The sequence below is a fragment of the Pseudomonas cichorii genome (genome assembly GCF_003700275.1).
GTDB lineage: Bacteria > Pseudomonadota > Gammaproteobacteria > Pseudomonadales > Pseudomonadaceae > Aquipseudomonas > Aquipseudomonas cichorii_B.
Genome location: NZ_RBRE01000016.1, coordinates 58735 through 71948, shown reverse-complemented (window position 1 = coordinate 71948; position 13214 = coordinate 58735). Strand labels below are relative to the sequence as shown.

At 58.4% G+C, this 13214-nt stretch carries 8 protein-coding genes; 5 read left to right on the top strand and 3 right to left on the bottom strand.

What is annotated here, in order from left to right:
- Positions 1-187 precede the first annotated feature (187 nt).
- Entirely contained in the window at positions 188-3661 is a 3474-nt protein-coding gene (locus tag ALQ04_RS04460; RefSeq protein ID WP_122314652.1) for a PAS domain-containing hybrid sensor histidine kinase/response regulator, read from the top strand.
- 27 nt (positions 3662-3688) lie between these two features.
- Here ALQ04_RS04460 and aceK read toward each other — a convergent pair whose 3' ends face one another.
- A complete protein-coding gene (gene aceK, locus ALQ04_RS04455; RefSeq protein ID WP_122314651.1) occupies positions 3689-5401 on the bottom strand; it encodes a bifunctional isocitrate dehydrogenase kinase/phosphatase in 1713 nt (570 codons plus the stop codon).
- Between the two features lie 209 nt (positions 5402-5610).
- Between aceK and ALQ04_RS04450 the strand changes: the two genes are divergently transcribed.
- Positions 5611-7236, top strand: a complete 1626-nt coding sequence (locus tag ALQ04_RS04450; RefSeq protein ID WP_122314650.1) for a methyl-accepting chemotaxis protein — start codon at positions 5611-5613, stop codon at positions 7234-7236.
- A 130-nt stretch (positions 7237-7366) separates the two neighbouring features.
- Here ALQ04_RS04450 and ALQ04_RS04445 read toward each other — a convergent pair whose 3' ends face one another.
- Together ALQ04_RS04445 and cysK are read right to left on the bottom strand one after the other, a co-directional pair.
- The gene (locus ALQ04_RS04445) at positions 7367-8305 is read right to left on the bottom strand and encodes an aspartyl/asparaginyl beta-hydroxylase domain-containing protein (RefSeq protein ID WP_122314649.1); all 939 of its coding nucleotides are present in this window, start codon (positions 8303-8305) and stop codon (positions 7367-7369) included.
- A gap of 176 nt (positions 8306-8481) precedes the next feature.
- Positions 8482-9456 (bottom strand): cysteine synthase A, encoded by a 975-nt coding sequence (gene cysK / locus ALQ04_RS04440; RefSeq protein ID WP_122314648.1) that lies wholly within the window; start codon positions 9454-9456, stop codon positions 8482-8484.
- A 126-nt stretch (positions 9457-9582) separates the two neighbouring features.
- On the opposite strand from cysK, the gene ALQ04_RS04435 reads away from it, so the two are divergent.
- The 3 genes from ALQ04_RS04435 (at position 9583) to ALQ04_RS04425 (ending at position 13036) form a co-directional block, all read left to right on the top strand.
- On the top strand, positions 9583-10653 hold the full coding sequence (locus tag ALQ04_RS04435) for a DUF748 domain-containing protein (RefSeq protein ID WP_122314647.1): 1071 nt from the start codon (positions 9583-9585) through the stop codon (positions 10651-10653).
- A 319-nt stretch (positions 10654-10972) separates the two neighbouring features.
- Complete coding sequence (locus ALQ04_RS04430) at positions 10973-11818, top strand: MoxR family ATPase (protein ID WP_122314646.1); 846 nt, start codon at positions 10973-10975, stop codon at positions 11816-11818.
- 39 nt (positions 11819-11857) lie between these two features.
- Positions 11858-13036 carry a VWA domain-containing protein gene (locus tag ALQ04_RS04425; RefSeq protein WP_122314645.1) on the top strand — a complete coding sequence of 393 codons (1179 nt, stop codon included), beginning with the start codon at positions 11858-11860 and terminating at the stop codon, positions 13034-13036.
- Positions 13037-13214: the final 178 nt, after the last annotated feature.

The following is a 13214-nucleotide window of genomic DNA, read 5'->3' as shown; positions in this document are numbered from 1 at the left end:
ACACGTTCACGGGATCGCAACTTCGGCGAGCCCGCTAGAAAAAACGGGATATTAGGCGTAAGGCTTATAGCCATCAACGAATAACTATCTGCCCTGCGACGCCTTGCCACGCTCGACCTTGGTCGACCAAGACGCCGAGCAGACATCGTGCGAGACTGCCGACTATCTGTGCATTCTGGAAATTGATATGTCGCTGTCCAGCGGGCTGATTGCTGCCGTTGCCCTGACCTATATGGCAATCATGTTTGCCATCGCCTTCTATGGCGACCGCTACAGCGCATCCCTGCGCCCGACCATGCGCGCCTGGGTCTACAGCCTGTCGCTGGCGGTTTACTGCACCAGCTGGACCTTTTTCGGCGCGGTCGGCCAGGCTGCCGAGCAATTGTGGTCGTTCCTGCCGATCTATCTGGGACCGATCGTGCTGATGCTGCTGGCGCCCTGGGTGCTGCAGAAGATGGTGCTGATCAGCAAGCAGGAGAACATCACCTCGATTGCCGACTTCATTGCCGCGCGCTATGGCAAGTCGCAACCGCTGGCGATCATGGTGACGCTGATCTGCCTGATCGGGATGCTGCCTTATATTGCCCTGCAGCTAAAAGCCATCGTGCTGGGGGTCAATATCCTGATTGGGGCCGGCCCCGACTCCAGCGGCACGCGCGCCCAGGATACCGCTCTGGTGGTCTCGGTGATTCTGGCGCTGTTCACCATCGTGTTCGGTGCTCGCAACCTTGATGTTACCGAGCACCATCGCGGCATGGTGCTGGCGATTGCCTTTGAAGCGCTGGTCAAGCTGCTGGCGTTCATGGCGGTCGGCGTGTTTGTCACCTTTAGCCTGTACGACGGCTTCGATGACCTGTTCAACCAGGCCATGCTTGCCCCGCGCCTTGAGGAATACTGGAAGGAGACCATCAACTGGCCAGCCATGATCGTGCAGACCGGCGTGGCGATGATGGCGATTGTCTGCCTGCCCCGCCAGTTCCATGTCACGGTAGTGGAAAACATCGAGCCGCAGGATCTGCGTCTGGCGAAATGGGTATTCCCCGCCTATCTGGCTCTGGCCGCATTGTTCGTGGTGCCCATCGCCCTGGCCGGGCAAATGCTGCTGCCGAGTTCGATGCTGCCGGACTCGTTCGTCATCAGCCTGCCGCTGGCCCATGCTCATCCGTCGCTGGCGCTGCTGGCGTTTATCGGTGGCGCTTCGGCGGCCACCGGCATGGTGATTGTCGCCAGCGTTGCGCTGTCGACCATGATTTCCAACGACATGCTGCTGCCCTGGCTGCTGCGACGCAAGAATACCGAGCGACCGTTCGAGGCGTTCCGCTACTGGATGCTGTCGGTACGCCGGATCAGCATTGTGATGATTCTGCTGCTGGCCTATGTCAGCTATCGCATGCTCGGCTCCACGGCGAGTCTGGCCACGATCGGGCAGATTGCCTTTGCCGCCATCACCCAACTGGCCCCCGCCATGTTTGGCGCACTGTACTGGAAACAGGCCAACCGTCGCGGAGTATTCGCCGGTCTGGCGGCCGGGATCTTCATCTGGTTCTACACCCTGGTGCTGCCGGTGGTAGCCCACGGTATGGACTGGTCGCTGGATAACTTCCCCTTGCTGAGCTGGCTGCACAGCAACCCGTTCGACCTGCCAATCACGCCCATGACCCAGAGCGTGGTGCTGTCGATGGTCGGTAACTGCACGCTGTTCGTCTGGGCCTCGATGCTGTCGCGGACCCGCGTCTCGGAACACTGGCAGGCCGGGCGCTTCATCGGTCAGGAAACCTATGTCCGCACCGGCAGCCGCTCGTTGCTGGCGGTACAGGTCGAAGACCTGCTGAGTCTGTCGTCGCGCTTTGTCGGTGAAGAACGGGCCAGACAGAGTTTCATTCGTTTCGCCAATCACCAGGGCAAGGCCTTCAACCCCAACCAGAACGCCAACGGTGAATGGATCGCCCATACCGAACGGCTGCTGGCCGGGGTTCTGGGCACTTCATCGGCCCGCGCCGTGGTGAAAGCGGCCATCGAAGGCCGCGACATGCAGCTCGAAGACGTGGTGCGGATCGCCGACGAAGCCTCGGAAGTGCTGCAATTCAACCGCGCCCTGCTACAGGGCGCCATCGAGAACATTACCCAGGGCATCAGCGTCGTCGATCAGTCGCTCAGGCTGGTGGCCTGGAACAATCGTTATCTGGAGCTGTTCAATTACCCAGACGGCTTGATCAGCGTCGGACGGCCGATTGCCGACATCATTCGCTACAACGCCGAACGTGGCTTGTGCGGGCCGGGCGAAGCCGAGGTCCACGTTGCGCGCCGCCTGCACTGGATGCGCCAGGGCCGGGCACACACCTCGGAGCGGATGTTCCCCAATGGCCGGGTGATCGAGCTGATCGGCAACCCGATGCCCGGCGGCGGCTTCGTCATGAGCTTCACCGATATCTCGGCCTTCCGCGATGCCGAGCATGCACTCAAGGGCGCCAATGAAAGCCTGGAGCAGCGCGTTGCCGAACGGACTCACGAGCTGTCGCAGCTCAATCAGGCCCTGACCGAAGCCAAAGGCACCGCCGAGTCGGCCAACGAATCCAAGACCCGTTTTCTCACTGCGGTCAGCCATGACCTGATGCAACCGCTGAACGCCGCCCGGCTGTTTTCCGCTGCGCTGTCCCATCAGGAGGACGGTATTTCCAATGAGGCCCAGCAATTGATCCAGCATCTGGACAGTTCGCTGCGCTCTGCCGAAGACCTGATCAGCGACCTGCTGGATATTTCCCGCCTGGAGAACGGCAAGGTCACGCCGGACCGGCAACCCTTCGCCCTGAATGCGCTGTTCGACACTCTCGGTGCGGAGTTCAAGGCGCTGGCTCATGAGCAGGGCCTGAAATTCCGGGTCACCGGCAGCAAGCTGCGGGTCGACAGTGACATCAAGCTGTTGCGCCGTATTCTGCAGAACTTCCTGACCAATGCCTTTCGCTATGCCAAAGGCCCGATATTGCTGGGTGTCAGACGCCACGCCGACTCTCTGAGCCTGGAAGTCTGGGACCGCGGGCCGGGCATTCCCGAAGACAAGCAGAAAGTGATTTTCGAGGAGTTCAAACGCCTGGACAGCCACCAGACCCATGCCGCAAAAGGCCTGGGCCTCGGTCTGGCGATTGCCGATGGTCTGTGCCGGGTTCTTGAACACCCGTTGCAGGTCAAATCGTGGCCGGGCAAAGGCAGCATGTTCAGCGTCACGGTGCCGCTGGCTCAGCCACAGCTCGTGAAACCCAACGCCCCGGCCGAACCCAGCCGTGTGGTGCTGAACGGCATTCAGGTGCTGTGCGTCGACAATGAAGACAGCATTCTGATCGGCATGAACAGCCTGCTGTCACGCTGGGGCTGTCAGGTGTGGACCGCACGCAATCGCCAGGAATGTGAAAACCTGCTCAACGACGGCATTCGCCCGGAACTGGCACTGGTGGACTATCACCTGGACGAAGGTGAAATCGGCACAGAGCTGATGGCCTGGCTACGCACCCGGCTGGGCCAGCCGGTGCCGGGCGTATTGATCAGCGCCGATGGCCGCCCGGAACTGATTGCCCAGGTACATGCCGCCGGCCTCGATTACCTGCCCAAGCCGGTCAAGCCTGCGGCGTTGCGGGCATTGTTGAGTCGGCATGTGAGTCTGAACTGAACAGTAAATACCGCTTTGGCGGAAAACTCAGCCTGCTGCCGGACGCCGATACGGAAACACATCGATCACCTTGCCTGCGCGGATCTCAGCCTGTAGCCCTTTCCAGTAATCAGCGTCGTACAGTTCGCCATGCAGGCTGTCGAACAGGCGGCGCTGTTGTAGATCGGCAAACAGAAAAGGCGGAAACTCTTCGGGAAAGACATCCATCGGGCCAATGGAATACCAGGGCTCGGAGGCCATTTCATCTTCAGGCGTGCGCGGTTGCGGGATACGCCGGAAGTTGGCCTCGGTCAGCAAGCAGATTTCGTCGTAGTCATAAAACACTACGCGGCCATGACGGGTAACACCAAAGTTCTTGAGCAACATGTCGCCTGGAAAAATGTTGGCTGCCGCCAGTTGCTTGATGGCCAACCCATAATCATCCAGCACCTCGCGCATCTGCGCCGGGCTGGCCTGTTCCAGGTAAAGATTCAACGGAATCATGCGCCGTTCGGTCCAGCAGTGGCGAATCAACACCGCGCCCTGTTCTTCCACTTCGACTGTCGAGGGTGCAAGCTCCAATAGCTCGGCCAGGCACTCGGGCTCGAACCTGGCCAACGGAAAGCGAAAATCGGCAAATTCCTGGGTATCAGCCATGCGCCCTACCCGATCGACACTTTTCACCAGCCGGTATTTTTCGATCACGGTCAGGCGGTCAACATTCTTCGACGGCGAAAATCGATCCTTGATGATCTTGAACACGGTATTGAAACCCGGCAGCGTAAACACGCTCATCACCATGCCGCGCACTCCCGGTGCCATGGTGAAACGGTCGTCGGTATGGGCCAGATGATGAATCAAGGCCCGGTAGAATTCGGATTTACCCTGTTTGTAAAAGCCGATGGAACTGTACAACTCGGCAATATGCTTACCGGGCAGAATGTTCTTCAGCAGTCCCACGAACGCCGCAGGCACCGGGACATCGACCATGAAATACGAGCGGGTGAAGGAAAAGATGATCGACACCTCGGCCTCGTCGGTAATCAGCGTGTCGACGACAATTCCGCTGCCTTCGCGGTGCAGCAAGGCAATCACCAGCGGCCATTGTTCATCCGGGGTGTAGATGCGCCCCACCAGATAGGCGCCCTTGTTGCGATAGAACACCGATGAAAACAGCTCGACGCACAGCTGCGGGTCCTTGCACACCCAGTCGGGCAGGTTTTCCCGCAATTGCGCGGCGACCCGCTGCAAATCGCCGGGCAGGTCCGCATAAGGCACCGTGAAGCCGTAATCGCGGAAGATGCAGGCGAACATGCTGGCAATATCTTCCTGTGGCCGGTAACTGCGAACCTGCGCCACCTGTTCATGGGCCTGCACTGCGGGCCGGGTGCTGTGGATGAACATACGCTCGTCGCTGATCAGGTCATGACTGAACAGACCGAAGAAAACCGAGTTGAACCAGGTTTCGGCCAGCTCATCGTCCAGTCGCGGCTCGATCATCTCGATGTAGGCGCTCTTGACCATCGGCCACTCGCGCACGTGCAGAGGCTGTCCACTGGCATCGGCGGCAGCTCGCAGATGGCCGATCACTTCACTGACCTTCAGCTCATAAAGATTGATCCGCCCGGCCGAAGCACTCTGGATCAACTGCCATTGTGCGCGCTCGAAACGCTCCCGGGCACCGTCGGTTATCTGCCGAAAGTGCTCACGATAATCATCGAAGCCGGCAAGGATCAGGCTGGCAATAGCATTGGCAGACATGGGCTTGCCTCAGGTTGAGACACTCAAAGCCTAGTTCAGAAATCTCCAGCGTCAGGCACCACTTAACGGGGACAGGCCACGTAATGCAGGATCTTTTATGGCCCGGTGACCAACACATGTCAGTAAAGTGATAGCTCAAAGATATCACTCACCCTTCTCTCCCCCTCAAAAAAGACAATCAGGGAGCTTCACGACACCAAGGAGCAACAATGTTTATCAGGAACATGCGTATAGGGATCAGAGCCTGTCTGGGCTTTGGATTGGTCGCGGCCTTGCTGGCAGTTGTAGGGATTTTCTGCCTGGGGAAAATGGCCGTGTTGCGTTCCAGTGCAGAAGTCATCGAACATTCCTGGATGCCCGATATCGAGAACATGCACGATACGGGTGCCGCTATCGCTTCCATTCGCATGGAAGGACTGCGCCTGATCGCCATGCCGGAGCCTGCCAGCCAGGCGCTCAGCAAGAAGGTCATCAACGACGCGAGAACCGAACTGTTCACTCGCCTGCAAAAGCAGAAGGCCAAAAGCAGCGACAGCCAGCAACTCAAACTGCTGGGTGATCTTGAAAGCAACGCAACCCGCTACCTGGCGTTGGTGGACAACATCGTCGCGCAGATAGAAAGCCAGCATTTCGATGACGCCCGGAAAATCCTTACCGAACAGCTCACTCCCGAGGGGCGCATACTCGATGCCAGCGTGGAGGCTGTAATCGTCTTCAGCCAGCGAGGCGCCGACAATGCCGCCAATGAAGCCGCCAGTCTGTATGAGTCCACGAAAACCCTGGTCAGCCTGATCATTTTCGCCGCCTTGCTCGGCACGGTATTGCTGGCCTGGCTGCTGACCCGCAGCATCGTCAAGCCGATCAACGAAGCACTGGCTGTGGCGCAGACCATCGCCCAGGGCAATCTGCGCGCAACCATCACCCATGAAGGTCAGGATGAACCGGCACAGTTGCTGAGTGCGCTGGCAACCATGCAGGACAACCTGCGCTCGACCATCCACAGCATCAGCGAATCCTCGTCGCAACTGGCCTCGGCAGCCGAAGAGATGAGTTCGGTCATGGAGCAGAGCACGCGCGGCCTGCAGGCGCAGAACGACGAGATCGAACTGGCGGCCACGGCAGTCAACCAGATGAGCGCCGCCGTGGATGAAGTGGCCAGCAACGCCGTATCGACCTCCCAGGCATCGAAGGCCTCGGATGCCGACAGCCAGCATGGCCATCGTCAGGTAGCCGAAACCATTGAGTCGATCGAAGGGCTGGTCAGCGAAGTCTTGGGCGCCTCGGAACAGGCACAGGAACTGGCGACCCAGGCCCAGGACATCACCAAGGTGCTGGAAGTGATCCGCGGTATCGCCGACCAGACCAACCTGCTGGCGCTCAATGCCGCCATCGAGGCCGCACGTGCCGGTGAGGCTGGGCGAGGGTTTGCGGTGGTGGCCGATGAAGTACGCTCACTGGCCAAGCGCACTCAGGACTCGACGCAGGAAATCGAGCAGATGATCAGCACCATTCAGACCGGTACTCACCAGACGGTCGGTGCCATGCAGAACAGTGCCGAGCAGGCTGGCCAGACTCTCAAGCGCGCCAGCAGCGCCGGTCAGGCTCTGGAAAAGATCACTGCGGCCATTTCCGAAATCAACCAGCGCAACCTGGTTATCGCCAGCGCCGCCGAACAGCAATCGCTGGTAGCCCGGGAAGTGGATCGCAGTCTGGTCAGTATTCGCGACCTGTCGACCCAGACTGCCGCCGGAGCGACCCAGACCTCGGCTGCGAGCCATGAGCTGTCACGTCTGGCCATCGGCCTGAACGGGTTGGTGGCGCGTTTCGCGTTGTAACTGGACCCTGTAGGAGCCATTCATTCGCGAACAGGCTTCGCGGATGAATCCGCTCCCACACAAATGAACTGCCCCCAAGAAGTTGGACACCAATCCACCCCTTGGGGGGGCAGTTCACAAACCATTGGGCTTATCCGAACAACCACTTCCACAACAGAACTGCGACGATCACTGCCAGCACCGGACGCAAAATCCGGTAGGACTTGGGGTTCTGGCGCTTGAACTGTTTGACCTTGCCACTGAAGCTGTCGCTGAAACGCTTGCTGAAGGCATAGGCGCGGTTGATGCCGCCAACCCGCTCGTCGTCCAGGTTCTGCGGCGCGGTGGCGCGGCCAAGAAAGGCGCTGACGCTGCGATTCACGCGGGTCATGAAGCCATTGGTCAGTGGACGCTCGATATCACAGAACAGAATCACGCGGGTGGTCTGCGTTTCGTTCTTGACCCAATGCACGTAGGTTTCATCGAACATCACGTCTTCGCCATCACGCCAGGAGTATTCCTGGCCATCGACGAAAATCCGGCAGGCATCGGAGTTTGGCGTCGACAAGCCCAGGTGATAGCGCAATGAACCGGCAAACGGATCGCGGTGCGGATTGAGGTGGCTGTCGCCCGGCAGCAGGGCAAACATCGCGCCTTTGACATTCGGAATGCTGTTGACCAGTGCCACGGTCTTCGGACACAGGGCTTCGGCAGAAGGCAGCGCCTTGTCGTACCACTTCAGATAGAAACGCTTCCAGCCCTTCTTGAAGAACGAACCGAAACCGGCGTCGTTGTTCTTCTCGGCGGCGCGAATATAACCTTCATCGAACAGATGCATGGCTTCTTCGCGAATTTCTTCCCAGTTGTCCTTGAGCACATCGAGTTCGGGAAACTTGCTGCGGTCCAGATACGGTTTGGACGGCACACCGGAAAACAGGTACATCAAGGCGTTATAAGGAGCGAACAGCGCCGAATGGTTGACGAACTGACGCAACAGCGGCAATCGCGCACGGCCCCGTAAATGCACATACAGCGTGCTGCCCAGAAACAGCATCAGGATCGATGCCTTGGCAACAAATGAAAGGGTCATGAAACTCTCCTTGCAACAGACAAGTAGCCGAACGTTGAAGATACTGCCGTCATGTCAGGGGCGCTCTTGAACAAAACACAATGGCCGGATGGTCGCAATGACACATCCGGCCATCAGCAGCCGGCCATCATAAACACTTGTCGATTCAGTACAAAGCCGACAAGGCAAAGATACGCTTACTGTTGCAATTCCTGTTCGGTAAACAGATCGCTGAACAGCATGCTCGACAGATAACGCTCACCGGAGTCCGGCAGGATCACGACAATGGTCTTGCCTTGCATCTCGGGCTTTTCCGCCAGGCGTGCGGCGGCAGCCATCGCCGCACCACAGGAAATCCCGCACAGGATGCCTTCTTCCTGCATCAGTCGCAGCGCCATGGCCTTGGCTTCATCCTCACTGACCCGCTCGACCCGGTCGATGAGCGACAGGTCCAGGTTTTTTGGAATGAAACCGGCGCCAATCCCCTGGATCTTGTGCGGGCCGGGCTTGATCTCTTCGCCAGCCAGGGCCTGGGTGATGATCGGCGACACCTCGGGCTCGACCGCTACCGACTGGATGGGCTTGCCCTGAGTGTTCTTGATGTAACGCGAAATACCGGTGATCGTGCCGCCGGTGCCGACACCCGCCACCAGTACATCGATGGCGCCTTCGGTGTCTTCCCAGATTTCAGGACCGGTGGTCTTTTCATGGATCGCCGGGTTGGCCGGGTTATCGAACTGCGCAGGCATGAAATATTTTTCAGGATCGCTGGCCACCAGTTCTTCGGCTTTGGCGATGGCGCCCTTCATGCCCTTGGCCGGCTCGGTCAATACCAGCTCGGCTCCCAGCGCCTTGAGCACCTTGCGCCGCTCGATACTCATGGAAGCCGGCATGGTCAGTGTCAGTTTGTAACCACGGGCAGCAGCAACGAACGCCAGGCCGATCCCGGTATTGCCCGAGGTCGGCTCGACAATGGTCATGCCAGGCTTGAGTTTGCCGCTGCTTTCGGCATCCCAGATCATGTTGGCGCCAATCCGACACTTCACCGAATACCCCGGATTGCGCCCTTCGATCTTGGCCAGAATCGTCACGCCCCGAGGCGCGATGCGGTTGATCTGCACCAGCGGCGTGTTGCCGATTGAGTGGGCGTTATCAGCATAAATACGGCTCATGATCGTGTCCTTGTACGCATGCGTTAAAAACTCAAAGCCTATGCTTACCGCCACTGCGCGTCCAGTTGCAGCGAACGGATGCGTAGCTCCGGAGTCAACCGTTCAACACTTCCAGAGGCTCAGGCCATGAAACCTCGCTACCGCTGGCCGCTGTGGATACTGGCCACTGTCGTCATATTGCTGATCGCCATCAATGCCGCCCTGCCCTATCTGGTGCGTAATTACCTCAATGACAAGCTCGCGGACATGGGCGATTACCGCGGCCAGATCACCGATGTGGATATCGCCCTGTGGCGCGGAGCCTACAAGATCAACGGCCTGAATATCGTCAAGGTGGACGGCAAGGTGCCGGTGCCGTTCGTCAAGGTGCCGATCATCGACCTTGCCGTGAGCTGGCCTGCCCTGTGGAACAACCATGCGGTGGTGGCCCGAATGGTAGTCATCGAGCCGGAGCTGAACTTTGTCGACGGCGGCCCGGACAAACAGGCCTCACAGACCGGTCAGGGCACCGACTGGCGCACGCAACTGAACAAACTGCTGCCCATCACCCTTGATGAGGCACGCATCGAAAACGGGCGGATCACCTTCAATAACTTCACCTCCACTCCCAAGGTCAAAATCGAGGCCGACCGGGTCAATGCCAGCCTCTATAACCTGACCAACGTGGTCGATGTCGAAGGCAAGCGCGATGCCCGCTTTGAAGGCAAGGCGCGGATGCTGGGCGGAGCGACCGTGGAAAGCAGCGCCACCTTCGACCCGCTCAGCGATTTCCAGGATTTCGACTTCCGCCTGCGAGCCACCGGCATTTATCTACGACGCCTCAATGACTTTGCATCGGCTTATGCAAAGTTCGATTTCAATGCCGGAAATGGCGATCTGGTCATCGAGGCCCAGGCCACCGATGGCCAGCTCAGTGGCTATATCAAGCCGCTGCTGCGCAATGTCGATGTCTTCAACTGGAAACAGGATGTCGAGAACCAGAACAAGGGCTTCTTCCGTTCAATCTGGGAAGCCTTGGTGGGCGGCAGTGAAACGGTCCTGAAAAACCAGAAGCAGAATCAGTTCGCCACTCGGGTCGAACTCAGCGGCAGCGTTCGCCAGCAGGACATCAGCGGCTTCCAGGCCTTCCTGCAAGTGCTGCGCAATGCCTTTGTCCAGGCGTTCAATACACGCTATGAAAGCAATGAAAGCTCCTGAATGCTGCTCGACCCTGTGAACGCAATCCTTCATTCAGTGACTGAATGAAGCATCTGCGTTCACAGTCGGTAATCCTGCGCGCTATAGTCGTCACATTCTTTACCCCCATTGAGCCGCGCCAGCCTGCGATTGCGCGCATTACCCACGTCAGGCTCTGTACCAGACGCTTTCGAGCGACGGTGAGACAAGGCGAAAACAGGCGAGGAACGGTCGGAGTCACGCTCGGCTTTACGTGTTGTAAATGAGCATTCCGAGCCTGTTTTCAACGTAGTATCACCGAGCGCAGATGCATTTCGTACAGAGCCCAGAGGATTGATACATGAAGTTTGAAGGTACTCACGCATACGTCGCCACCGACGATCTCAAGCTTGCAGTCAACGCTGCCATCACTCTGGAGCGGCCGCTGCTGGTCAAGGGTGAACCCGGCACGGGCAAGACCATGCTGGCCGAACAACTGGCCGAATCCTTCGGTGCGCGACTGATTACCTGGCACATCAAATCCACTACCAAGGCGCATCAGGGCCTGTACGAATACGATGCGGTCAGCCGCCTGCGCGACTCGCAACTGGGCGTCGATAAAGTCCACGACGTGCGCAACTACCTGAAAAAAGGCAAGCTCTGGGAAGCGTTCGAGTCCGAAGAGCGGGTGATTCTGCTGATCGACGAAATCGACAAGGCCGATATCGAGTTCCCCAACGACCTGTTGCAGGAACTCGACAAGATGGAGTTCTACGTTTACGAAATCGATGAAACCATCAAGGCCAGACAGCGCCCGATCATCATCATTACCTCCAACAACGAGAAGGAACTGCCGGATGCATTTCTGCGCCGCTGCTTCTTCCATTACATCGCGTTCCCGGATCGCACCACCCTGCAAAAGATCGTCGATGTGCATTACCCCGACATCAAGAAGGATCTGGTCAGCGAAGCGCTGGATGTATTTTTCGATGTGCGCAAGGTGCCAGGCCTGAAGAAAAAGCCTTCGACCTCGGAACTGGTGGACTGGCTGAAACTGTTGATGGCCGACAATATCGGCGAAGCGGTATTGCGTGAGCGCGACCCGACCAAGGCAATCCCGCCGCTGGCCGGTGCGCTGGTCAAGAACGAGCAGGACGTGCAACTGCTCGAACGCCTGGCGTTCATGAGCCGTCGCGGCAATCGCTGATCGTCGTTATCCACTCTGCCACGAAAAAGGCCGACAGCCATGCTGCTCAACCTGTTCAACGAAATGCGTGCGGCCAAGGTGCCGGTGTCGTTGCGCGAATTGCTTGACCTGATCAACGCGCTGAAACAGCGGGTCATCTTTGCCGATATCGATGAGTTCTACTTTCTGGCGCGTACCATCCTGGTCAAGGACGAACGCCACTTCGACAAGTTCGACCGGGCCTTCGGTGCCTACTTCAACGGCCTGGAAAAGCTCGACGACCATTTGCAGGCGCTGATCCCGGAAGACTGGCTGCGCAAGGAGTTCGAGCGCTCGCTGACAGATGAAGAGCGCGCCCAGATCCAGTCGCTGGGCGGCCTGGACAAACTGATCGAAGAGTTCAAGAAGCGCCTGGAAGAGCAGAAGGAACGCCATGCCGGCGGCAACAAGTGGATCGGCACCGGCGGAACCAGCCCGTTCGGTTCGGGTGGCTATAACCCTGAAGGCATCCGCGTCGGTGAAGCCGGCGAGCGCAAGGGCAAGGCGGTCAAGGTCTGGGATCAGCGCGAGTACAAGAACCTCGACGATCAGGTGGAACTAGGCACCCGCAACATCAAGGTCGCCCTGCGTCGCCTGCGCAAATTCGCCCGCCAGGGCGCTGCCGACGAACTGGATATCGACGGCACCATCGACCATACCGCACGCGATGCCGGCCTGCTGAACATCCAGATGCGCCCGGAACGACGCAATACCATCAAGCTGCTGCTGTTATTCGATATCGGCGGCTCGATGGATGCCCATGTGAAAGTCTGCGAAGAGCTGTTCTCGGCCTGCAAGACCGAGTTCAAGCACATGGAGTATTTCTACTTCCATAATTTCATCTATGAATCCGTCTGGAAGAACAACCTGCGGCGCGGCTCCGAACGCACCTCTACCCAGGACTTGTTGCACAAGTATGGCGCGGACTACAAGGTGATCTTTATCGGCGACGCTGCCATGGCACCCTATGAAATAACCCAGCCGGGAGGCAGTGTCGAACACTGGAACGAAGAAGCCGGTTATGTATGGATGCAGCGCTTCATGGCCAAATTCAAGAAGATTGTCTGGATCAATCCTTATCCCAGGGACGCCTGGGACTACACCTCCTCGACCCACATCATTCGCGACCTGATCGAAAACCAGATGTATCCGCTGACCCTGCGCGGCCTGGAAGAAAGCATGCGCTATCTGGCCAAGTGATTGATCTGCACCTTTCGTCAAAGCCAGTCGTCGACTGGCTTGTCGAAGGCGACCAGTAACAGTACCCCTTCAGCCATCCCGGCTAGGCTTCAGATGTGCGGCACCCACCAGCAGTAATCACAACCAATCAGTTGTATTCCTGACCTGACTACTCCTTCGGCTAACGCCGTCGTCGAGA